A 22,791-nucleotide genomic window follows, 5' to 3' on the forward strand; every position below is an offset into this window, starting at 1 on the left:
GTGGGGCTCTTGTTCCGGGCCGCCCTCTTCCGGGGCACATCCCCTCCGGCGGGCCGCGGGCCCCCCCCCCCCCCCCCCCGCCGTCGTTGTCAGTGGCCCCGATTAGCCTGGGGCCGCAATCATGAATTGAGGAACCACGACGGCGAGCACCACCTCCGCGAGAGCGGCGGCGGTTCAGCCGCAAAGAGGGGAGGGGGCGGCGTGCGCGTACTCGGGGTGGACCCCGGGCTGACCCGGTGCGGCGTCGGCGTCGTCGAGGGTGTCGCCGGCCGGCCCCTGACCATGCTCGGCGTCGGCGTCGTCCGCACCGCCGCGGACGCCGACATCGGCGTCCGCCTGGTCGGCATCGAGCGCGGCATCGAGGAGTGGCTCGACCGCTTCTCGCCCGAACTCGTCGCCGTGGAGCGGGTGTTCAGCCAGCACAACGTCCGTACGGTGATGGGCACGGCCCAGGCCAGCGCGGTCGCCATGCTCTGCGCCTCCCGGCGCGGGATCCCCGTCGCCCTGCACACCCCCAGCGAGGTCAAGGCCGCCGTCACCGGCAGCGGCCGCGCCGACAAGGCCCAGGTCGGGGCCATGGTGACCCGGCTCCTGCGGCTCTCCGCCCCGCCCAAGCCGGCCGACGCCGCCGACGCCCTCGCCCTCGCCATCTGCCACATCTGGCGGGCCCCCGCCCAGAACCGTCTGCAACAGGCCGTCGCCCAGCACGCCGCTGCCCGGCCCGTCACCGCGCTGAAAGGCCGTACCCGATGATCGCCTTCGTGAGCGGCCCGGTCGCCGCCCTCGCCCCCACTACCGTCGTCGTCGAGGTCGGGGGAGTGGGCATGGCCGTCCAGTGCACCCCGAACACCATCGCCGGCCTGCGCCTCGGTGAGCACGCCCGACTGGCCACCTCCCTGGTCGTACGGGAGGACTCCCTCACCCTGTACGGCTTCGCCGACGACGACGAGCGGCAGGTCTTCGAGCTCCTCCAGACCGCCAGCGGCGTCGGCCCCCGCCTCGCCCAGGCCATGCTCGGCGTGCACAGCCCCGACGCGCTGCGCCTCGCCGTCTCCACCGGCGACGAGAAGGCCCTCACCGCCGTCCCCGGCATCGGCAAGAAGGGCGCCCAGAAGCTCCTCCTCGAACTGAAGGACAAACTCGGCGCCCCGCTCGGCAGCAGCGGCCTCGTCGGCGCCCAGCGCGCCGCGGCCGCCGGACCCGCGCCGTGGACCGAGCAGCTGTCCGCCGCCCTGATCGGCCTCGGCTACGCGAGCCGCGAGGCCGAGGAGGCCGTCAGCGCCGTCACGCCGCAGGCCGAGGCCGCGATCGCCGCCGGCGGCTCGGCCCCGGTTCCCCAGCTCCTCCGCGCCGCGCTCCAGACGCTGAACCGCGCCCGCTGACCGCCCGTACGAAAGAGAAGGCAACCACCACCGTGAACTGGGACGACGACAGCACCGCCGAGCCGGACGCGCGGATCGTCGGCGCCTCCGCCGAGGGCGACGACCAGGCCGTCGAGGCGGCCCTGCGGCCCAAGGACCTCAGCGAGTTCGTCGGCCAGGAGAAGGTCCGCCAGCAGCTCGACCTCGTCCTCAAGGCCGCCCGCCAGCGCGGTGCCACCGCCGACCACGTGCTGCTCTCCGGCGCCCCCGGCCTCGGCAAGACCACCCTCTCGATGATCATCGCGGCCGAGATGAACGCGCCGATCCGCATCACCTCGGGCCCCGCCATCCAGCACGCAGGCGACCTCGCGGCGATCCTCTCCTCCCTCCAGGAGGGCGAGATCCTCTTCCTCGACGAGATCCACCGGATGTCCCGGCCCGCCGAGGAGATGCTCTACATGGCGATGGAGGACTTCCGCGTCGACGTCATCGTCGGCAAGGGCCCCGGAGCCACCGCCATCCCGCTGGAACTCCCGCCCTTCACCCTCGTCGGCGCCACCACCCGGGCCGGACTCCTGCCGCCGCCGCTGCGCGACCGCTTCGGCTTCACCGGCCACATGGAGTTCTACGACCCGGCCGAGCTCCAGCGCGTCATCCACCGCTCCGCCGGACTCCTCGACGTCGAGATCGACCCCGCCGGCGCCGCCGAGATCGCCGGCCGCTCCCGCGGCACCCCCCGCATCGCCAACCGCCTGCTCCGCCGGGTCCGGGACTACGCCCAGGTCAGGGCCGACGGAGTGATCACCCGGGAGGTCTCCGAGGCGGCCCTCAGCGTGTACGAGGTGGACAGCCGCGGCCTCGACCGGCTCGACCGCGCCGTCCTGGAGGCCCTGCTCAAGCTCTTCGGCGGCGGACCGGTCGGTCTGTCCACCCTCGCGGTCGCCGTGGGGGAGGAGCGCGAGACCGTCGAGGAGGTCGCCGAACCCTTCCTCGTACGCGAAGGGCTGCTGGCCCGCACCCCCCGTGGCCGGGTCGCCACACCCGCGGCATGGACGCACCTCGGACTCGTTCCGCCGCAGGCAGCGGGCCCGGGGAGCGCAGGGTACGGCATGGGATCGGGACAACAGGGGCTCTTCGGGGCGTGACGGTGCGGACACTCGCCCGGACCGGAACCGGGGTGCGATGCTGGACGTTGTTCCATCGATGCGGACTCGCCTAGACTCCGCCGTTGCCGCCCTTTCCGGTCGGCGCGCCCACCCCCGAAGATCAGGCCGCGGGTTCTCCGCGACCGTGCGAAGGAAACCCGTCCCGTGAGCATCGTGACCCTCCTCCCCTTCATCGTCCTCATCGGGGCCATGTTCCTGATGACCCGCTCTGCCAAGAAGAAGCAGCAGGCGGCGGCGCAGATGCGCAACGAGATGCAGCCCGGCACCGGCGTACGGACGATCGGGGGGATGTACGCCACCGTCAAGGAGATCGGCGACGAGACCGTTCTCCTCGAGGTCGCGCCCGGCGTGCACGCGGTCTACGCGAAGAACGCGATCGGCGCGGTCCTCGAGGACTCCGAGTACAACCGGATCGTCCACGGCGACGACGAGGAGTCGGACACCGACACCGTCGTCCCGGACGACGCCTCCTCGCTGACCGAGGCCGCCGAGGCCACGGACGCGGAGACCGTCGAGGACGCGCCGAAGGCCGACCTCACGAAGAAGTCGGACGCGGCCGAGGCCGCCGCCGAGGGTCAGAAGGACGGCAAGGCCGACGGCGAGACCGACGCGAAGTAGTCGCGGCCGGGGACCGCGTGCCCGCCCACCGGCGAGCGCGGTCCCCGGAACGGTTCCACGTCTGCGGGGGCAGGTCCCCACACACACTTCGTGGCCGTCTCACGCATACCCGGCGTGAGGCGGTTGGACAGGGAGATACGACAGGTGGCAGCACCGAAGAAGGGCCGAAGGCCGGCGGGGGGACAGAGCCGTCCGGGCCGCGCCCTGGCACTCATCCTGATCGCCATGGTCGCGCTCACCGGCGGGATGTTCTGGTCGGGGCACACCACCCCGCGCCTCGGCATCGACCTCGCCGGCGGCACGTCGATCACGCTGAAGGCGAAGGCCGAGCCCGGCCAGGAGTCGGCGGTCAACGAGACCAACATGAACACGGCGGTCGGCATCATCGAGCGCCGTGTCAACGGTCTGGGTGTCTCCGAGGCCGAGGTTCAGACGCAGGGCGCCGAGAACATCATCGTCAACATCCCTCGCGGGACGAACGAGAAGCAGGCCCGCGAGCAGGTCGGCACCACCGCCCAGCTCTACTTCCGGCCCGTTCTCGCCGTGACGAGCGGCGCGCCCCAGCCGGCACCCAGCGCCACGACCTCGGGTTCCCCCTCGGCCACGCCGAAGCCGAAGTCCTCCGCCTCCGGTGCCACTGCGGGTGAGAAGTCGGCGACCCCGACGGCCACCGCCTCCTCGCAGGGCCGTGCGCTCACCGAGGCCCTCAAGGCCCCGAGCCCGACGCCCACCGCGAGCTCCTCCGCGACCCCGAAGGCCACCGGGACCCCGCAGGCGACCCCGAAGCCGGACCCCGCCACCGCGGCGCTGCAGGCGAAGTTCACTGCCCTGAACTGCCTCGACCCCAAGGCCCGCGCCGCCGCCGGCCAGGGCGTCAAGGCGTCCGAGCCCACCGTGGCCTGCGGCGAGGACAGCCCGGGCGTCTGGTCGAAGTACCTGCTCGGCCCGGCCGAGGTCGACGGCAAGGACGTCGACAACGCCAAGGGCGTCCTCGACCCGCAGCGCGGCATCTGGATCGTCACCATGGACTTCACGGACGCCGGTTCGAAGAAGTTCCAGTCGATCACCAGCAAGCTGTCGCAGCAGACCGACCCGCAGAACCGGTTCGCGATCGTCCTCGACGGCGACGTCGTCTCGGCGCCCTCCGTCCGTCAGACGCTCAGCGCCAGCGCGGAGATCTCCGGCAACTTCAATCAGCAGTCCGCGCAGGACCTCGGCAACATCCTGTCCTACGGCGCCCTGCCGCTGACGTTCCAGACCCAGAGCGTCGACACCGTCACCGCCGCGCTGGGCGGCGACCAGCTGCAGGCCGGCCTCATCGCCGGCGCCATCGGCCTCGGCCTGGTCATCATCTACCTGGTGGCCTACTACCGCGGCCTGTCGCTCATCGCCATCCTCAGTCTCGGCGTCTCGGCGCTCCTCACCTACGTGATCATGGCCCTGCTCGGCCCGGCCATCGGCTTCGCGCTGAACCTGCCGGCCGTCTGCGGCGCCATCGTCGCCATCGGTATCACCGCGGACTCGTTCATCGTCTACTTCGAGCGGATCCGCGACGAGCTCCGCGAGGGCCGCACGCTCCGCCCGGCCGTCGAGCGCGCCTGGCCGCGCGCCCGCCGCACCATCCTGGTCTCCGACTTCGTGTCGTTCCTGGCCGCGGCCGTGCTGTTCATCGTCACCGTCGGCAAGGTCCAGGGCTTCGCGTTCACGCTCGGCCTGACCACCCTGCTCGACATCGTCGTGGTGTTCCTCTTCACCAAGCCGGTCATGACGCTGCTCGCCCGGACCAAGTTCTTCGGCAACGGTCACAAGTGGTCCGGCCTGGACCCGAAGCGGCTCGGCGCCAAGCCGCCGCTGCGCCGCACCCGCCGTGCCCACGCCCCCGTCGACGCGAAGGAGGCGTGAGATGTCGAAGCTCGGCGATCTCGGCGCCCGGCTCCACCGCGGTGAGGTCGGTTACGACTTCATCGGCAACCGCAAGATCTGGTATGGCCTGTCCATCCTGATCACCATCACCGCCATCGTCGCCCTGGCCGTCCGCGGCCTCAACATGGGCATCGAGTTCCAGGGCGGCGCCGTCTTCACCACCCCGAAGTCGGACGTCTCCGTCAGCCAGGCCCAGGACTACGCGGAAGAGGCCTCCGGCCACGACGCGATCGTCCAGAAGCTCGGCAACGGCTCCCTGCGCATCCAGGTCGGCGGCCTCGACACCGCCAAGTCCGACCAGGTCCGCGCGGAACTCTCCAAGGACCTGAACGTCCCCGAGGAGAAGATCGCCGCCGAGCTCGTCGGCCCCAGCTGGGGCGAGCAGATCGCCACCAAGGCCTGGACCGGCCTCGGGATCTTCATGATCCTCGTGGTGATCTACCTGGCCATCGCCTTCGAGTGGAGAATGGCGGTCGCGGCACTCGTCGCCCTCATCCACGACCTCACGATCACGGTGGGCATCTACTCCCTGGTCGGCTTCGAGGTCACCGTCGGTACGGTCATCGGTCTGCTGACGATCCTCGGCTACTCGCTGTACGACACCGTCGTCGTCTTCGACTCCCTCAAGGAGCAGACGAAGGACATCACGAAGCAGACCCGCTTCACCTACAGCGAGCTGGCCAACCGCTCGATCAACGGCACCCTGGTCCGTTCGATCAACACCACCGTCGTCGCGCTGCTGCCGGTCGCCGGCCTGCTCTTCATCGGTGGCGGCGTCCTCGGCGCCGGCATGCTCAACGACATCTCGCTGTCGCTGTTCGTCGGCCTCGCCGCGGGTGCGTACTCCTCGATCTTCATCGCCACCCCGCTCGTGGCGGACCTCAAGGAGCGCGAGCCCTCGATCAAGGCGCTCAGGAAGCGCATCCTGGCCAAGCGCGCCAGCGCCGCCGCCAAGGGCGAGTCGCTGGACATGGCGGACGACCCGGCCGCCGAGGCCGCCGTCGTGGGCCCGCGGGGCGGCCGTCGCGGCACCGAGGAGCGCCGAGGATGACCGCCGAGGCCCAGGGCGTCACCGAGCTCCTGCTCAGCCGCATCCGCGACGTCCCCGACTACCCGAAGCCGGGCGTGCTGTTCAAGGACATCACGCCGCTGCTCGCGGACCCGGTGGCGTTCACGGCCCTCACCGACGCCCTCGCCGGGCTGTGCTCCGCGCACGGCGCGACGAAGATCGTCGGCCTTGAGGCCCGCGGCTTCATCCTGGCCGCCCCGGTGGCCGTCCGCGCGGGCCTGGGCTTCGTCCCGGTCCGCAAGGCCGGCAAGCTCCCCGGGGCCACGCTCCGCCAGGCGTACGAGCTGGAGTACGGCACCGCCGAGATCGAGGTGCACGCCGAGGACCTGGCCGCGGGCGACCGCGTCATGGTCATCGACGACGCCCTCGCCACCGGCGGCACGGCCGAGGCCTCCATCGAGCTGATCCGCCGCGCGGGCGCCGAGGTCGCCGGTGTCGCCGTCCTCATGGAGCTCGGCTTCCTCCCGGGCCGCGCCCGGCTGGAGCCCGCCCTGGGCGGGGCGCCGCTCACGGCGCTGATCACGGTCTGACATCGGGGTTCACCCCGATCGGGGCGCTCCGGGGAATCCCCGGGGCGCCCCTCCGCGTTCCCCTGATGTCCCCCCGGCCGCACGGCGCTGCCCCACCGGGAGCGGTCCGAAACCCGGGCACGTGAGCACGTCCACGCCTGGCTCGATACCATGGCCTTTCCGGGCCTGACCGGGGGACCCGGAGACCTCCCCCAGACTCCGTCCGGGGGGACCGCAGAGGAGCGCTTCTTGCCAGACGAGGCCCAGTCACTCTCCGCCGCGCAGCCCGACCCGAAGGCCGAGAAGGCCGCGCCGGGGACCGGCACGCCCCAGAACAAGCCAGCGGAGACCAGGCCCACGCCTGCTGCGCCCGCCCCCGCGCCCGCCGCTCCCGAGCGGCCCGCGCCCGCCCGCTCGGGCGGCTCGTCCAACCGCGTCCGCGCCCGCCTCGCCCGGCTCGGCGTCCAGCGCTCCTCCCCGTACAACCCGGTCCTCGAACCGCTGCTGCGGATCGTCCGCTCCAACGACCCCAAGATCGAGACGGCGACGCTCCGCCAGGTCGAGCGGGCCTACCAGGTCGCCGAGCGCTGGCACCGCGGCCAGAAGCGCAAGAGCGGCGACCCGTACATCACGCACCCGCTCGCCGTCACCACGATCCTCGCCGAGCTCGGCATGGACCCGGCGACCCTGATGGCCGGTCTCCTCCACGACACCGTCGAGGACACCGAGTACGGCCTGGAGGACCTGCGCCGCGACTTCGGCGACCAGGTCACCCTGCTCGTCGACGGCGTCACCAAGCTCGACAAGGTCAGGTTCGGCGAGGCCGCGCAGGCCGAGACCGTCCGCAAGATGGTCGTCGCCATGGCCAAGGACCCGCGCGTCCTGGTCATCAAGCTCGCCGACCGCCTGCACAACATGCGCACCATGCGCTACCTCAAGCGGGAGAAGCAGGAGAAGAAGGCCCGCGAGACCCTCGAGATCTACGCGCCCCTGGCCCACCGCCTGGGCATGAACACCATCAAGTGGGAACTGGAGGACCTCGCCTTCGCGATCCTCTACCCCAAGATGTACGACGAGATCGTCCGGCTCGTCGCCGAGCGCGCCCCCAAGCGGGACGAGTACCTCGCCATAGTGACCGACGAGGTCCAGGCCGACCTGCGGGCCGCCCGCATCAAGGCGACCGTCACCGGCCGCCCGAAGCACTACTACAGCGTCTACCAGAAGATGATCGTCCGCGGCCGTGACTTCGCGGAGATCTACGACCTGGTCGGCATCCGCGTCCTCGTGGACACCGTCCGTGACTGCTACGCGGCCCTCGGCACCGTCCACGCGCGATGGAACCCGGTCCCCGGCCGGTTCAAGGACTACATCGCGATGCCGAAGTTCAACATGTACCAGTCGCTGCACACGACGGTCATCGGACCCAACGGCAAGCCCGTCGAGCTCCAGATCCGGACCTTCGACATGCACCGGCGCGCCGAGTACGGCATCGCCGCCCACTGGAAGTACAAGCAGGAGGCCGTCGCCGGCGCCTCCAAGGTCCGCGCCGACGTGCCCAAGAAGGCCGGCAAGGACGACCACCTCAACGACATGGCGTGGCTGCGCCAGCTCCTCGACTGGCAGAAGGAGACCGAGGACCCCAGCGAGTTCCTGGAGTCCCTGCGCTTCGACCTCTCCCGCAACGAGGTCTTCGTCTTCACGCCGAAGGGCGACGTCATCGCGCTGCCCGCCGGCGCCACCCCCGTCGACTTCTCGTACGCGGTCCACACCGAGGTCGGCCACCGCACGATAGGGGCGCGGGTCAACGGGCGGCTCGTGCCGCTCGAATCGACCCTCGACAACGGCGACCTGGTCGAGGTCTTCACCTCCAAGGCCGCCGGCGCCGGGCCCTCCCGCGACTGGCTGGGCTTCGTCAAGTCCCCGCGCGCCCGGAACAAGATCCGCGCCTGGTTCTCCAAGGAGCGCCGCGACGAGGCCATCGAGCAGGGCAAGGACGCCATCGCGCGGGCCATGCGCAAGCAGAACCTGCCGATCCAGCGGATCCTGACCGGCGACTCCCTCGTCACCCTCGCCCACGAGATGCGCTACAGCGACATCTCCTCGCTGTACGCGGCGATCGGCGAGGGCCACGTCACGGCCCAGTCCATCGTGCAGAAGCTGGTCCAGGCGCTCGGCGGCGAGGAGGCCGCCACCGAGGAGATCGACGAGGCCGCACCGCCGACGCGGGGCCGTTCCAAGCGCCGCTCCAGCGCCGACCCCGGTGTCGTCGTCAAGGGCGTCGAGGACGTCTGGGTGAAGCTGGCCCGCTGCTGCACGCCGGTGCCCGGCGACCCGATCATCGGGTTCGTCACCCGGGGCAGTGGCGTATCGGTTCACCGCAGCGACTGCGTCAACGTGGAGTCGCTGTCCCGGGAGCCGGAGCGGATCCTGGACGTCGAGTGGGCCCCGACGCAGTCCTCGGTCTTCCTCGTCGCCATCCAGGTCGAGGCGCTGGACCGCTCCCGGCTCCTCTCCGACGTCACCCGGGTGCTCTCGGACCAGCACGTCAACATCCTCTCGGCGGCCGTCCAGACCTCCCGCGACCGGGTGGCCACCTCCCGCTTCACCTTCGAGATGGGCGACCCGAAGCACCTGGGCCACGTCCTGAAGGCCGTACGGGGCGTGGAGGGCGTCTACGACGTCTACCGCGTCACCAGCGCCCGCCGGCCCTGACCGCAGGCACGAGGAAGGCCCCCGGCGCGATGCCGGGGGCCTTCCTCGTACACGAGTCGGAGCTGCGGCCTCAGCCGCCGAACTCCTCCAGGCCCTTCAGCGCCTGGTCGAGCAGGGCCTGGCGGCCCTCCAGCTCACGGGCCAGCTTGTCGGCCTTGGCGTCGTTGCCGGCGGCGCGGGCCGCGTCGATCTGCTTGCGCAGCTTCTCCACGGCGTCCTGCAGCTGACCGGTCAGACCCGCGGCACGCGCACGCGCCTCCGGGTTCGTCCGGCGCCACTCGGCCTCCTCGGCCTCCTGGATCGCCCGCTCCACCGTGTGCATCCGGCCCTCGACCTTGGGACGGGCGTCACGCGGGACGTGGCCGATGGCCTCCCAGCGCTCGTTGAGGGAACGGAAGGCCGCGCGCGCCGCCTTCAGGTCCGTCACCGGCACCAGCTTCTCGGCCTCGGTCGCGAGCTCCTCCTTCAGCTTGAGGTTCTCGGTCTGCTCCGCGTCCCGCTCGGCGAAGACCTCGCCGCGCGCCGCGAAGAAGACGTCCTGCGCACCGCGGAAGCGGTTCCACAGGTCGTCCTCGTGCTCGCGCTGGGCGCGGCCGGCCGCCTTCCACTCCGCCATCAGCTCGCGGTAGCGGGCCGCCGTGTTGCCCCAGTCCGTGGAGTTCGACAGCGACTCCGCCTCGGCGACCAGACGCTCCTTCGCCTTGCGGGCGTCCTCGCGCTGGGCGTCGAGCGACGCGAAGTGCGCCTTGCGCCGCTTCGAGAACGCCGAGCGGGCGTGCGAGAAGCGGTGCCACAGCTCGTCGTCGGACTTGCGGTCGAGCCGGGGAAGGCCCTTCCAGGTGTCCACGAGCGCCCGCAGCCGCTCGCCCGCGGAGCGCCACTGCTCGCTCTGGGCCAGCTCCTCGGCCTCGGTGACGAGCTTCTCCTTGGCGGTGCGCGCCTCGTCGGTCTGCTTGGCCTTCTGGGCCTTGCGCTCCTCGCGGCGCGAGTCGACCGTCTCGACGAGCTTGTCGAGACGGGTCGCGAGCGCGGCCAGGTCGCCGACGGCGTGGTGCTCGTCGACCTGCTGGCGGATGTGCTCGATCGCCGCGGTGGCGTCCTTCGCCGAGAGGTCGGTGGTCCTCACCCGCTTCTCGAGGAGGCCGATCTCGACAACCAAGCCCTCGTACTTGCGCTCGAAGTAGGCCAGGGCCTCCTCAGGGGTGCCGGCCTGCCACGATCCGACGACCTTCTCGCCCTCGGCCGTCCGCACGTACACGGTGCCCGTCTCGTCGACACGGCCCCACGGGTCGCTGCTCACAGCGCCTCCTCACCATGATGCCGTCGCGGGGTCGTACCCCCCGGGCATCGTCCACAGTTTCCCGGCGGGCCTCGCCCGCCATCGCAGCGCGGCCGACGGCCCACGCTGCACAACGCCAATCTAGGCGAACCGCGGCCCGGCTGTCCGCACTCAGCGCGACCGAGATTGGACGGTCACGCGCGCGTGCGGACGAGCGGGGTCACTTCTTCGCGACGGTCGCCTTCTCGATGGTGACCGGCTTCTTCGGGGCGCCGTCGGTGGCGCCGCCCTCGACACCGGCCTTCGCCACGTCCTGGACCGCCTTGAGGCCGGCCGCGTCGATCTTCCCGAAGGGGGTGTAGCTCGGCGGCAGCTTGGTGTCCTTGTAGACGAGGAAGAACTGCGAACCGCCGCTGCCCGGCTGCCCCGTGTTCGCCATGGCGACGGTGCCGGCCGGGTAGGTCACGGTGCCGTCCGCGCCCGCCTTGCCGAGGGCGGTCAGGTTCTCGTCGGGGATCGTGTAGCCGGGGCCGCCGGTGCCGTCGCCCTTGGGGTCGCCGCACTGGAGCACGTAGATGCCCTCGGTCGTGAGGCGGTGGCACTTGGTCCCGTCGAAGTACTTCTTGTCGGCGAGGTGCTTGAAGGAGTTCACCGTGTGCGGCGTCTTCGCCGCGTCCATGGTGATCGTGATCTCGCCCTCGTTGGTCTTGAGGGCCATGGCGTACGTGGCCTTCTGGTCCACGGTCAGCTTCGGCTCCGGGCTCGCCGACTCGCTCTCGGTGGGCGCCGGCGTGCTGGGCGTGTCGCTCGCCGCGTTGTCCGAGGCCTTCGAGGAGTCGTCCGTCAGCGCCACCGAGGCGTAGACGGCGCCGCCCGCGGCGAGCACCACCGCGAGGGAGGCCGCGATGACGGTGTTGCGGCGCTTCGCCTTGCGCCGGTTCTCCTCCCGCCGCTGCTGCTGCCGCGCGTACTTCTCCCTGGCAAGCTGCCGCCGCCGCTGATCGCTGGTGACCACCGGGTCCGCTCCTGTCGCTCGGTTGTTCCTGTCCTGGCCGGATGTGCCCGTACCGTATACGGGTTGGCTGTGGAAGCGGCACCGCCGGTAGGCTCTGATCTGCCGCATTCCGTGTTTCCACGAGTTCCGCGCCCGCGTGCCGGACGACAACTAAGGACGAACGTGCTGATTGCCGGGTTCCCCGCCGGGGCCTGGGGGACCAACTGCTATCTGGTCGCCCCCGCCGCAGGCGAGGAGTGCGTCATCATCGACCCGGGCCACCAGGCCACCCAGGGTGTCGAGGAGACGCTGAAGAAGCATCGGCTCAAGCCCGTCGCCGTCGTCCTCACCCATGGACACATCGACCACGTCGCCTCCGTCGTTCCGGTGTGCGGCGCCCATGACGTCCCCGCGTGGATCCACCCGTCCGACCGCTACATGATGAGCGACCCGGAGAAGGCCCTCGGCCGCTCCATCGGGATGCCCCTCATGGGCGAGCTGACCGTGGGAGAGCCCGACGACGTGCGCGAGCTCACCGACGGCTCCCAGTTGAAGCTCGCCGGTCTGGAGTTCTCCGTCGCCCACGCGCCCGGTCATACCAAGGGGTCGGTGACCTTCCGGATGCCCGAGACCACGGAGATCCCCTCCGTGTTCTTCTCCGGGGATCTGCTGTTCGCCGGCTCCATCGGACGCACCGACCTTCCCGGCGGTGACATGGACGAGATGCTCGCGTCGCTGGCCCGCGTGTGCCTGCCGCTCGACAACTCGACCGTGGTGCTGTCGGGACACGGTCCCCAGACGACCATCGGCCAGGAGCGCGCCACGAACCCCTATCTGAGGGACGTGGCCGCCGGCCTCGGGAGCACGGACGCTCCCCGACGAGGAATGTGACGAGATTTTCGTGAGCACCTTCAAGGCCCCCAAGGGCACGTACGACCTGATCCCGCCCTACTCCGCCAAGTACCTGGCGGTCCGGGACGCGATCTCCGGACCGCTGCGCAGGTCCGGCTACGGCTACGTCGAGACCCCCGGCTTCGAGGACGTGAACCTCTTCGCCCGCGGCGTCGGCGAGTCCACCGACATCGTCAGCAAGGAGATGTACGCCTTCGAGACCAAGGGCGGCGACAAGCTCGCCCTGCGTCCCGAGGGCACCGCCTCCGTGCTGCGCGCCGCCCTGGAGGCGAACCTCCACAAGCAGGGCAACCTGCCGGTCAAGCTCTGGTACTCCGGCTCGTACTACCGCTACGAGCGCCCGCAGAAGGGCCGCTACAGGCACTTCTCCCAGGTCGGCGCCGAGGCCATCGGTGCCGAGGACCCGGCGCTCGACGCCGAGCTGATCATCCTGGCCGACGAGGCGTACCGCTCGCTGGGCCTGCGGAACTTCCGCATCCTGCTGAACTCGCTCGGCGACAAGGAGTGCCGCCCCGTCTACCGGGAGGCCCTCCAGACCTTCCTGCGCGGCCTCGACCTCGACGAGGACACCCTGCGCCGCGCCGAGATCAACCCGCTGCGCGTCCTCGACGACAAGCGCGAGGCCGTGCAGAAGCAGCTGACCGACGCGCCGCTCCTGCGCGACTACCTGTGCGACGCGTGCAAGGCGTACCACGAGGAGGTGCGCGCCCTGATCACCGCGGCGGGCGTCGTCTTCGAGGACGACCCCAAGCTGGTCCGCGGCCTCGACTACTACACCCGCACCACCTTCGAGTTCGTCCACGGCGGCCTCGGCTCGCAGTCGGCGGTCGGCGGCGGCGGCCGCTACGACGGCCTCTCCGAGATGATCGGCGGCCCCGCGCTGCCGTCGGTGGGCTGGGCCCTCGGCGTGGACCGCACGGTCCTCGCCCTGGAGGCGGAGGGCGTCGAGCTCGACATCCCCGCCGCCACCAGTGTCTTCGCCGTCGCCATCGGCGAGGAGGCCCGCCGCCTCCTCTTCGGCAAGGTCACCGAGCTCCGCAGGGCCGGCGTCGCCGCCGACTTCTCCTTCGGCGGCAAGGGGCTCAAGGGCGCCATGAAGGACGCCAACCGCTCCGGTGCCCGCCTCGCCGTGGTCGCCGGTGAGCGGGACCTCGCCGAGGGCGTCGTGCAGCTGAAGGACATGGAGTCCGGCGAGCAGCAGGCCGTCTCCCTGGACGAGCTGGTGGACGCCGTACGGGCCAAGCTGGCCTGATCCGCCGTACGGAAGGGCCCGGACCGCACCCCGGTCCGGGCCCTTCCTTATCTCCCGCGAACGGCCGGACGACAGGTCCGTGTTGCAGAATGACCCTGCCCACAAGGCCGGTCGAGCGAGGGAAAAGGTGACATGGCGAAGGCAGCGGTGGACGAGGTCGGCTCCGGCCGGGACGGCGGCGGCGCGATCGGAGCGAGCCGGGCCTTCTCCTGGCTCCTCGTGATCACCGGCGCGGCCGGACTGCTCGCCGCCTGGGTCATCACCATCGACAAGTTCAAGCTCCTCGAAGACCCGAACTTCACCCCGGGCTGCAGCCTCAACCCGATCGTCTCCTGCGGCAACATCATGAAGAGCGAGCAGGCCTCGGTCTTCGGCTTCCCGAACCCGATGCTCGGCCTCGTCACGTACGCCATGGTCATCGCGATCGGCGTGGGCCTGCTCGCCGGAGCCCGCTACCGCCGCTGGTACTGGCTCGGCCTCAACGCCGGCACCCTCTTCGGCGTCGGCTTCTGCACCTGGCTGATGTACCAGTCGCTGTACGAGATCAACTCGCTCTGCCTGTGGTGCTGCCTCGCCTGGGTCGCCACCATCGTCATGTTCTGGTACGTGACCTCGCACAACGTGCGCCTCGGCGTGATCCCCGCCCCCGGCGGCCTGAAGACCTTCTTCGACGAGTTCACCTGGATCCTGCCGGTCCTGCACATCGGGATCATCGGCATGCTGATCCTGACCCGCTGGTGGGACTTCTGGACCAGCTGAGCCGGGGCAGGTCTGTCAGTGCCCTGACTTAGGCTTCATGACTGTGGAGCCCGACCTCTTTACCGCAGCAGCCGAAGACCGCCAGGAGAAGGACCCGGCCAGCAGCCCGCTGGCCGTCCGGATGCGCCCCCGCACCCTCGACGAGGTGGTGGGGCAGCAGCACCTGCTCAAGCCCGGATCGCCGCTGCGCAGACTCGTCGGGGACGGGGACGGCGGCCCCGCCGGGGCCTCCTCGGTGATCCTCTGGGGCCCGCCGGGCATCGGGAAGACGACCCTGGCGTACGTCGTGTCGAAGGCGACGAACAAGCGCTTCGTGGAGCTGTCCGCGATCACCGCGGGTGTCAAGGAGGTCCGGGCCGTCATCGACGGCGCCCGGCGCGCGGTCGGCGGCTTCGGCAAGGAGACCGTCCTCTTCCTCGACGAGATCCACCGCTTCTCCAAGGCCCAGCAGGACTCGCTCCTGCCGGCCGTCGAGAACCGCTGGGTGACGCTGATCGCCGCCACCACCGAGAACCCGTACTTCTCCGTCATCTCCCCGCTCCTCTCCCGCTCCCTGCTCCTCACCCTGGAACCGCTGACCGACGAGGACCTGAAGGGCCTGATGGCCCGGGCGCTCACCGGCGAGCGGGGACTCGGCGGGGCCGTGACCCTGCCGGAGGACGCCGAGGCGCACCTGCTGCGCGTCGCCGGCGGCGACGCCCGGCGCGCCCTGACGGCCCTGGAGGCGGCGGCGGGCGCCGCGATCGCCAAGGGCGAGCCGGAGATCACCCTCCAGACCGTCGAGGAGACCGTCGACCGCGCGGCCGTGAAGTACGACCGGGACGGCGACCAGCACTACGACGTGGCCAGCGCGCTCATCAAGTCGATCCGCGGCTCGGACGTGGACGCGGCCCTGCACTACCTGGCGCGGATGATCGAGGCGGGGGAGGACCCGCGCTTCATCGCCCGCCGGCTGATGATCTCCGCGAGCGAGGACATCGGCCTCGCCGACCCCAACGCCCTGCCGATCGCCGTCGCCGCCGCCCAGGCCGTCGCCATGATCGGTTTCCCCGAGGCGGCCCTCACCCTGAGCCACGCCACCATCGCCCTGGCACTGGCCCCGAAGTCGAACTCCGCGACGACCGCGATCGGCGCCGCCCTCGCCGACGTCCGCAACGGCCTCGCGGGCTCGGTCCCGCCGCACCTGCGCGACGGCCACTACAAGGGCGCGGCCAAGCTCGGCCACGCCCAGGGGTACGTGTACCCGCACGACGTACCGGGCGGCATCGCGGCCCAGCAGTACGCCCCGGACTCGATCCACGGCCGCCAGTACTACGAGCCGACGCGCTACGGAGCGGAGGCGAGATACGCGGACGTGGTGGAGCGCGTGCGCGAGCGCCTGAAGGGCGACGGCTGACGGACCCCGGGCGAAGGCGCCCTCCGGAGCCGGTACACTGGTCCGGATCGCTGCGTCCCGTGCCCGACTCCGGTCGGCACCACCAGAACGGGACAGTCAGCCGGAGACACCGCCCTCGGGCGGGGTTTCCAGGAGCGTCGCGCACCTTCGAAGGTGTCGCGGGCCACCCATCACCACCTGGATTCCCGGGAGCGGCGATGGGTCGTTCGCGTGCTGCACGTATGTGCCCAGACCTGGGAGCGGCTGCCCGCCACGTCCGTCCCGTACGGACCAGACGGGTTTCCCGGGCTGCGGATGCGACCTCCCCTAACCCTGGTGAAGCCGTATTCGTACAGATAGAGAGGTTGGTTCATGGCGAACCAGTCCCGTCCCAAGGTCAAGAAGTCGCGTGCCCTCGGCATCGCGCTGACCCCGAAGGCCGTCAAGTACTTCGAGGCCCGCCCCTACCCGCCGGGCGAGCACGGCCGTGGCCGCAAGCAGAACTCGGACTACAAGGTCCGTCTGCTCGAGAAGCAGCGTCTGCGCGCCCAGTACGACATCAGCGAGCGCCAGATGGCGCGCGCCTACGACCGCGCCAAGAAGGCCGAGGGCAAGACGGGCGAGGCGCTGGTCGTCGAGCTCGAGCGTCGCCTCGACGCCCTGGTCCTGCGTTCGGGCATCGCCCGCACCATCTACCAGGCCCGCCAGATGGTCGTGCACGGTCACATCCAGGTCAACGGTGGCAAGGTCGACAAGCCGTCGTTCCGTGTCCGTCCGGACGACGTCGTCATGGTCCGCGAGCGCAGCCGCAACAAGCCGCTGTTCGAGATGGCCCGTGAGGGTGGCTTCGCCGCCGACGGCGAGACCCCGCGCTACCTGCAGGTCAACCTGAAGGCCCTGGCCTTCCGCCTCGACCGCGACCCGAACCGCAAGGAAATCCCGGTCATCTGCGACGAGCAGCTGGTCGTCGAGTACTACGCCCGCTGATCCCAGCAACGGCGCAGTACCACCCCCGCGGTGTTCAGCCCGCCGCTTCCCCGCCCTTTCCGGTGGGGGAGCCGGCGGGCTTCCGCGTTCCCGGGACCCCCGCCGACCTGGCCGTACGGAACGGACGCGGGGCCGTCGCGGCCGCAGGGCCGACGAGGGCCGGATCCCGGCGCGCGGTGAGCGCCCGCTCCACGACCGCGTCGAGCGGCAGCCGCCGGCCCTCCCGTACCGCCTGGTCGAAGGCCTCCGCGCCCAGGGCCTCCGCCGCCCGCTGCTCGCACAGCGCCCGCGGCCCGTCGAAGGCCTCGGAGCCGAAGAGCCGGATGCCCACCGTGTCCCACACCGGCACCACGGCCCCCTGGAGGACCGCCGCCTCCGCCGGATCCCCCTCGCTGACCGTCACGAGCGCGAGCAGCTCGATCGCCAGGACGAGACCGATCAGGTCACGGAAGGTGTGGTTGATCGAGACGCACTCGGTCAGCAGCTCCCGCGCCTCCCCGAAGGCGTCCCGGGTCCACGCCGAGTACGCCAGGACGTAGAGGGCGTACGCCCGGGTCCACAGCTCCCCGCGTTCCTCGCAGACCTCCCGGACCTCCCGGCAGATCGCGACCGCCCCCTCCAGGTCGCCCCGGAAGGCCCGGGCCATCGCCACCTCGACCTGGCCCATCAGCACATTGCTGTTCAGCTCGCCGAGCTCCCGGTACGAGTCGAGGGCCCGCCCGATCAGCGCCTCGGCCCGCGGCAGATCGTCCGAGAGCAGCGCGAGACAGCCCATCCGGTGCGTCGCGTACGCCTCCGCCAGCGCGTTCCCCGTGGACCTGGCCCGCTCCCCGCACTCGTGGAGCGCGGCGACCGCCGCCGTGCCGTCCCCCTGCAGGACCGCCACGTATCCGAGCACCCACAGCGCCTTGAGCCGGGCCTCCTCGTGCCCGGACTCCAGCGCGAGCGCCCGCTCCAGCCAGTGCCGGCCCTCCGAGAGGCGCCCGCAGCCGACCCAGGCGAACCAGAGCGTGCCCGCCAGGTGCTGGGCGAGGTGGGTGTCCTCCGGGAGTTCGAGGCACAGGTCGAGGGCCGCCCGCAGATTGGGCAGCGCCGCGTCCGTACGGGCCGCGACCTCCGGCTGGCGGGGGCTGAACCACTCCAGCTCGCACCAGGTGGCGAGCCCCATGTACCAGTCGCGGTGCCGCCGCCGCATCCGCTCCGTGTCACCCAGCGCCGCCAGCCACTCCGCCCCGTACGCGGCGACCGTGTCGAGGAGCCGGTAGGCCGGGCCCGCGGGCGTGTCCTCCCGGGACACCAGCGACTGGGCGAGCAGGCCCCCGAGATGGTCGAGGATCCGCTCGGGCGGCAGCTCCCGGCTCCCGCACACGTACTCCACCGCCTCCAGGTCGAAGGGGCCGGCGAACACCGAGAGACGCGCCCACAGCAGCCGCTCCTCGGGGGTGCACAGCTCGTGGCTCCAGCCGATCGCGGTGCGCAGCGTCTGATGGCGGGGGAGGGCCCCGCGCTCGCCGTCCGTCAGGAGCCGGAAGCGGTCGTCGAGCCGGTGCAGCATCTGCTCCACCGAGAGGAGGGGGAGACGGCCGGCCGCGAGTTCGAGGGCGAGCGGGATGCCGTCGAGCCGCCGGCACAGCTCCCGTACGGCCGCCGCACCGGGCTCGGGGGCCAGGACCCTCCCCGTACCCGGGACGAGCGACGCCGCCGGATGTACCGGCAGCACCGGCGCGCCCGCCTCCGCCGCCCGCTCGGCGAGCAGCGCCACCGCGTCCGTCTCGTCCATCGGCGCCAGCGGGAACACCGCCTCGCCCGCCACCCGCAGCGGCCGGCGGCCGACCGCGAGCACGGTGAGTCCGGGCGCGTGGGCGAGGAGCTCGCGCAGCAGCGGCGCGCAGTTCTCCACCAGGTGCTCGAAACCGTCCACGACCAGCAGCATCCGCCGCTCCGCGAGGTGCTCGACCAGGACCTCGCGCGGGGCCTTCGGCGTGTGGTCGGTGAGTCCAAGCGCCTCGACCAGGGCGTACGCGACCAGGTCGGGGTCGCGCAGCGGCGCCAGCTCGGCGAGCCTGACCCCTTCGCCGTAGCGTTTCTGCGCTCCCGCGGCAGCCCGCAGCGCCAGGCGTGTCTTGCCGACCCCGCCCACGCCCACCACCGTGACCAGGCGGGATGTCTCGAGGAGCGCCGTCAGTGCGGCCTGCTCGGCGGCCCGTCCGACGAACCGGTTCAGCTCCGCCGGGAGATTGCTCCGTCGCATGGGACACGGAGCGTACTCACCCGGGCGCGCTCCGTACAATCGGGTTGCCGTAACTCCCGTCCCACGGGCGGTAATGCGGTACGGCAGGACAGCCCGGGCGCGATAGGGTCGGGGGACGACTTTCACAAGGCCCAACGACAGCAGAGAGCGGTGCACAGTGACCGGTGGAGAGGTTGCCGGGATCCTGGTGGCCGTGTTCTGGGCGATCCTCGTCTCCTTCCTCGCCGTGGTGCTGGTGAGGCTGGCGCAGACGCTCAGGGCGACCACCAGGCTGGTGGCGGACGTGACCGAACAGGCCGTTCCCCTGCTGGCCGACGCCTCCGCGACCGTCCGCTCGGCGCAGACCCAGCTCGACCGGGTCGACGCCATCGCCTCGGACGTCCAGGAGGTCACCTCCAACGCCTCCGCGCTGTCCACGACCGTCGCCTCCACCTTCGGCGGCCCGCTCGTCAAGGTGGCCGCCTTCGGCTACGGCGTCCGCAAGGCGCTCGGCCGGGGCCGTGACGCGGAGGACGCGCCGCGGGCGGCCGCCCGCCGTACTGTGATCGTCGGCCGTACCGTGCCGTCCTCGCGACGCCGGAAGCAGAAGGGCTGAGCCGCGATGTTCCGCCGCACGTTCTGGTTCACGGCCGGCGCAGCCGCCGGCGTGTGGGCCACCACCAAGGTCAACCGGAAGCTGAAGCAGCTGACCCCCGAGAGCCTCGCGGCCCAGGCCGCGAACAAGGCACTCGAGACCGGTCACCGCCTCAAGGACTTCGCCCTCGACGTCCGTGCGGGCATGGTCCAGCGGGAGGCCGAGCTGGGCGAGGCGCTCGGCCTGGACGCCCCCGTGGACCAGGTCCGGGAGCTCCCGGAGCCGCGCCGGAGGGCCGCGCTCGGCCCGGCCGCGCACCCGACCACCTATTCGTTTTCCAAGATGCCTTCGAGTTCGTACAACCGGAATGAGGACCACTGATGGAGTCGGCTGAAATCCGCCGCCGCTGGCTGAGCTTCTTCGAGGAGCGCGGGCACACCGTCGTCCCTTCGGCGTCGCTCATCGCGGACGACCCGACTCTGCTGCTCGTCCCGGCCGGCATGGTGCCGTTCAAGCCCTACTTCCTGGGCGAGGTCAAGCCGCCCTTCACGCGCGCCTCCAGCGTGCAGAAGTGCGTGCGCACGCCGGACATCGAAGAGGTCGGCAAGACCACCCGCCACGGCACGTTCTTCCAGATGTGCGGCAACTTCTCCTTCGGCGACTACTTCAAGGAAGGCGCCATCAAGCTCGCCTGGGAGCTGCTGACCACCCCGGTGGAGCACGGCGGCTACGGGCTGGAGCCGGAGAAGCTCTGGATCACCGTCTACCTGGAGGACGACGAGGCCGAGCGCATCTGGCGCGACGTCGTCGGCGTCCCCGCCGAGCGCATCCAGCGCCTCGGCAAGAAGGACAACTACTGGTCGATGGGCGTCCCCGGCCCCTGCGGCCCGTGCTCCGAGATCAACTACGACCGCGGCCCCGAGTTCGGCGTCGAGGGCGGCCCGGCCGTCAACGACGAGCGGTACGTGGAGATCTGGAACCTGGTCTTCATGCAGTACGAGCGCGGTGAGGGCTCCGGCAAGGAGGACTTCCCGATCCTCGGCGAGCTCCCGTCGAAGAACATCGACACGGGCCTCGGCCTGGAGCGCCTGGCGATGATCCTCCAGGGCGTCCAGAACATGTACGAGACGGACACCCTCAAGGTCGTCATCGACAAGGCCACCGAGCTGACCGGCGTCGACTACGGCAAGGCCCACGACAGCGACGTCTCGCTCCGCGTGGTCGCCGACCACATGCGCACCTCCGTGATGCTCATCGGCGACGGCGTGACCCCCGGCAACGAGGGCCGCGGCTACGTGCTGCGCCGCATCATGCGCCGCGCCGTCCGCAACATGCGCCTGCTCGGCGCCACCGGCCCGGTCGTCCACGACCTCGTCACCACCGTGATCGACACGATGGGCGAGCAGTACCCGGAGCTGGTCACCGACCGCAAGCGGATCGAGACCGTCGCCCTCGCCGAAGAGGCCGCCTTCCTCAAGGCCCTCAAGGGCGGCACCAACATCCTCGACACCGCCGTCACCGAGACCAAGGCCGCCGGCGGCACGATCCTCGCCGGCGAGAAGGCCTTCCTGCTCCACGACACCTGGGGCTTCCCGATCGACCTCACCCTGGAGATGGCCGCCGAGCAGGGCCTCTCCGTGGACGAGGACGGCTTCCGCCGCCTGATGAAGGAGCAGCGGGACCGCGCCAAGGCCGACGCCAAGGCCAAGAAGACCGGCCACGCCGACATGACGGCCTACCGGGAGATCGCCGACTCCAACGGCGCCACCCAGTTCGTCGGCTACACCAACACCGAGGGCGAGACCACGGTCGTCGGCCTCCTGGTGAACGGCGTCCCGTCGCCGGCCGCCTCCGAGGGCGACGAGGTCGAGGTCGTCCTCGACCGCACCCCGTTCTACGCCGAGGGCGGCGGCCAGATCGCCGACCAGGGTCGCATCAAGCTGCACAGCGGCGCCGTCATCGAGGTCCGCGACGTCCAGCAGCCCGTCCCGGGCGTCTCGGTCCACAAGGGCTCGGTGCAGGTCGGCGAGGTGACCGTGGGCGCCACCGCCTACGCCGCCATCGACGTCAAGCGCCGCCGGGCCATCGCCCGCGCCCACTCCGCCACGCACCTGACGCACCAGGCGCTGCGTGACGCCCTCGGCCCGACGGCCGCCCAGGCCGGTTCCGAGAACCAGCCCGGACGCTTCCGCTTCGACTTCGGCTCGCCGAACGCCGTGCCCGGCCAGGTCCTCACCGACGTCGAGCAGAAGATCAACGAGGTCCTCTCGCGCGAGCTGGAGGTCCACGCCGAGGTCATGCCGATCAACGAGGCCAAGCGCCAGGGCGCCATCGCCGAGTTCGGCGAGAAGTACGGCGAGCAGGTCCGCGTCGTCACCATCGGCGACTTCTCCAAGGAGCTGTGCGGAGGCACGCACGTCGGCAACACCGCCCAGCTCGGCCTGGTGAAACTGCTCGGCGAGTCGTCCATCGGCTCCGGCGTGCGCCGCATCGAGGCCCTCGTCGGCGTCGACGCGTACAACTTCCTCGCCCGCGAGCACACGGTCGTCGCCCAGCTCCAGGAGCTCGTCAAGGGCCGCCCGGAGGAGCTGCCGGAGAAGATCTCCTCCATGCTCGGCAAGCTGAAGGACGCCGAGAAGGAGATCGAGAAGTTCCGCGCGGAGAAGGTCCTCCAGGCCGCCGCCGGTCTCGTCGACTCCGCCCAGGACATCCGCGGCGTCGCCCTCGTCACCGGCCAGGTGCCGGACGGCACCGGCGCCGACGACCTGCGCAAGCTGGTCCTCGACGTCCGTGGCCGCATCTCCGGCGGCCGTCCGGCCGTCGTGGCCCTGTTCACCACGGTCAACGGCAAGCCGCTGACGGTCATCGCCACCAACGAGGCCGCCCGCGAGCGCGGTCTCAAGGCCGGCGAGCTGGTCCGTACGGCCGCCAAGACCCTCGGCGGCGGTGGCGGCGGCAAGCCGGACGTCGCCCAGGGCGGCGGCCAGAACCCGGAGGCCGTCGGCGAGGCCATCGCCGCGGTCGAGCGCCTCGTGGTGGAGACGGCGTGA

At 71.3% G+C, this 22,791-nt stretch carries 19 protein-coding genes; 16 read left to right on the forward strand and 3 right to left on the reverse strand.

Annotation, left to right across the window (positions count from 1 at the left end; translation table 11 throughout):
* Nucleotides 1–201: 201 nt before the first annotated feature.
* The 8 genes from ruvC (at nucleotide 202) to ACWGN5_RS36210 (ending at nucleotide 9,358) form a co-directional block, all read left to right on the forward strand.
* Nucleotides 202–753 carry a crossover junction endodeoxyribonuclease RuvC gene (gene ruvC, locus ACWGN5_RS36175; RefSeq protein ID WP_189804416.1) on the forward strand — a complete coding sequence of 184 codons (552 nt, stop codon included), beginning with the start codon at nucleotides 202–204 and terminating at the stop codon, nucleotides 751–753.
* Nucleotides 750–1,382 carry a Holliday junction branch migration protein RuvA gene (gene ruvA / locus ACWGN5_RS36180; protein ID WP_453522659.1) on the forward strand — a complete coding sequence of 211 codons (633 nt, stop codon included), beginning with the start codon at nucleotides 750–752 and terminating at the stop codon, nucleotides 1,380–1,382. The genes ruvC and ruvA overlap by 4 nt, the downstream gene beginning before the upstream one ends.
* Before the next feature lie 32 nt (nucleotides 1,383–1,414).
* On the forward strand, nucleotides 1,415–2,506 hold the full coding sequence (gene ruvB / locus ACWGN5_RS36185) for a Holliday junction branch migration DNA helicase RuvB (RefSeq protein WP_453522660.1): 1,092 nt from the start codon (nucleotides 1,415–1,417) through the stop codon (nucleotides 2,504–2,506).
* Between the two features lie 165 nt (nucleotides 2,507–2,671).
* Nucleotides 2,672–3,145: a preprotein translocase subunit YajC gene (gene yajC, locus ACWGN5_RS36190; RefSeq protein ID WP_453522661.1), complete on the forward strand. Its 474-nt coding sequence runs from the start codon at nucleotides 2,672–2,674 to the stop codon at nucleotides 3,143–3,145.
* A 144-nt stretch (nucleotides 3,146–3,289) separates the two neighbouring features.
* Nucleotides 3,290–5,047 carry a protein translocase subunit SecD gene (gene secD, locus ACWGN5_RS36195; protein ID WP_453522662.1) on the forward strand — a complete coding sequence of 586 codons (1,758 nt, stop codon included), beginning with the start codon at nucleotides 3,290–3,292 and terminating at the stop codon, nucleotides 5,045–5,047.
* A gap of 1 nt (nucleotide 5,048) precedes the next feature.
* A complete protein-coding gene (secF, locus tag ACWGN5_RS36200) occupies nucleotides 5,049–6,119 on the forward strand; it encodes a protein translocase subunit SecF (protein WP_453522663.1) in 1,071 nt (356 codons plus the stop codon).
* On the forward strand, nucleotides 6,116–6,667 hold the full coding sequence (locus ACWGN5_RS36205) for an adenine phosphoribosyltransferase (RefSeq protein ID WP_453522664.1): 552 nt from the start codon (nucleotides 6,116–6,118) through the stop codon (nucleotides 6,665–6,667). The genes secF and ACWGN5_RS36205 overlap by 4 nt, the downstream gene beginning before the upstream one ends.
* Before the next feature lie 228 nt (nucleotides 6,668–6,895).
* Nucleotides 6,896–9,358, forward strand: coding sequence for a RelA/SpoT family protein (locus ACWGN5_RS36210; RefSeq protein ID WP_453522665.1), 2,463 nt, complete (start codon nucleotides 6,896–6,898; stop codon nucleotides 9,356–9,358).
* A 70-nt stretch (nucleotides 9,359–9,428) separates the two neighbouring features.
* Here the strand turns inward: ACWGN5_RS36210 and ACWGN5_RS36215 are convergent, their stop codons facing one another.
* Nucleotides 9,429–10,658: a DUF349 domain-containing protein gene (locus ACWGN5_RS36215; protein WP_453522666.1), complete on the reverse strand. Its 1,230-nt coding sequence runs from the start codon at nucleotides 10,656–10,658 to the stop codon at nucleotides 9,429–9,431.
* Nucleotides 10,659–10,857: 199 nt separating this feature from the next.
* Nucleotides 10,858–11,652, reverse strand: coding sequence for a peptidylprolyl isomerase (locus ACWGN5_RS36220; protein WP_453522667.1), 795 nt, complete (start codon nucleotides 11,650–11,652; stop codon nucleotides 10,858–10,860).
* Between the two features lie 162 nt (nucleotides 11,653–11,814).
* Between ACWGN5_RS36220 and ACWGN5_RS36225 the strand changes: the two genes are divergently transcribed.
* The 5 genes from ACWGN5_RS36225 to rpsD all read left to right on the forward strand — a co-directional run bounded on the left by ACWGN5_RS36225 (nucleotide 11,815) and on the right by rpsD (nucleotide 16,916).
* Complete coding sequence (locus ACWGN5_RS36225; RefSeq protein ID WP_369143169.1) at nucleotides 11,815–12,522, forward strand: MBL fold metallo-hydrolase; 708 nt, start codon at nucleotides 11,815–11,817, stop codon at nucleotides 12,520–12,522.
* Nucleotides 12,523–12,532: 10 nt separating this feature from the next.
* Nucleotides 12,533–13,795 (forward strand): histidine--tRNA ligase, encoded by a 1,263-nt coding sequence (hisS, locus tag ACWGN5_RS36230; protein ID WP_453522668.1) that lies wholly within the window; start codon nucleotides 12,533–12,535, stop codon nucleotides 13,793–13,795.
* A gap of 132 nt (nucleotides 13,796–13,927) precedes the next feature.
* The gene (locus ACWGN5_RS36235) at nucleotides 13,928–14,554 is read left to right on the forward strand and encodes a vitamin K epoxide reductase family protein (protein ID WP_453522669.1); all 627 of its coding nucleotides are present in this window, start codon (nucleotides 13,928–13,930) and stop codon (nucleotides 14,552–14,554) included.
* Nucleotides 14,555–14,597: 43 nt separating this feature from the next.
* Nucleotides 14,598–15,950 (forward strand): replication-associated recombination protein A, encoded by a 1,353-nt coding sequence (locus ACWGN5_RS36240; protein ID WP_453522684.1) that lies wholly within the window; start codon nucleotides 14,598–14,600, stop codon nucleotides 15,948–15,950.
* 351 nt (nucleotides 15,951–16,301) lie between these two features.
* Entirely contained in the window at nucleotides 16,302–16,916 is a 615-nt protein-coding gene (rpsD, locus tag ACWGN5_RS36245; protein ID WP_041128255.1) for a 30S ribosomal protein S4, read from the forward strand.
* Nucleotides 16,917–16,950: 34 nt separating this feature from the next.
* Here the strand turns inward: rpsD and ACWGN5_RS36250 are convergent, their stop codons facing one another.
* Nucleotides 16,951–19,167 (reverse strand): ATP-binding protein, encoded by a 2,217-nt coding sequence (locus ACWGN5_RS36250; RefSeq protein ID WP_453522670.1) that lies wholly within the window; start codon nucleotides 19,165–19,167, stop codon nucleotides 16,951–16,953.
* Between the two features lie 157 nt (nucleotides 19,168–19,324).
* Between ACWGN5_RS36250 and ACWGN5_RS36255 the strand changes: the two genes are divergently transcribed.
* The 3 genes from ACWGN5_RS36255 to alaS are packed head-to-tail and all read left to right on the forward strand — an operon-like array spanning nucleotide 19,325 to nucleotide 22,791.
* Nucleotides 19,325–19,762, forward strand: coding sequence for a DUF948 domain-containing protein (locus ACWGN5_RS36255; RefSeq protein ID WP_453522671.1), 438 nt, complete (start codon nucleotides 19,325–19,327; stop codon nucleotides 19,760–19,762).
* Between the two features lie 6 nt (nucleotides 19,763–19,768).
* Nucleotides 19,769–20,122, forward strand: a complete 354-nt coding sequence (locus ACWGN5_RS36260; protein ID WP_453522672.1) for a DUF6167 family protein — start codon at nucleotides 19,769–19,771, stop codon at nucleotides 20,120–20,122.
* Nucleotides 20,122–22,791 carry an alanine--tRNA ligase gene (gene alaS, locus ACWGN5_RS36265; RefSeq protein ID WP_453522673.1) on the forward strand — a complete coding sequence of 890 codons (2,670 nt, stop codon included), beginning with the start codon at nucleotides 20,122–20,124 and terminating at the stop codon, nucleotides 22,789–22,791. The genes ACWGN5_RS36260 and alaS overlap by 1 nt, the downstream gene beginning before the upstream one ends.

It is taken from the genome of Streptomyces sp. NPDC055815 (assembly GCF_053616475.1).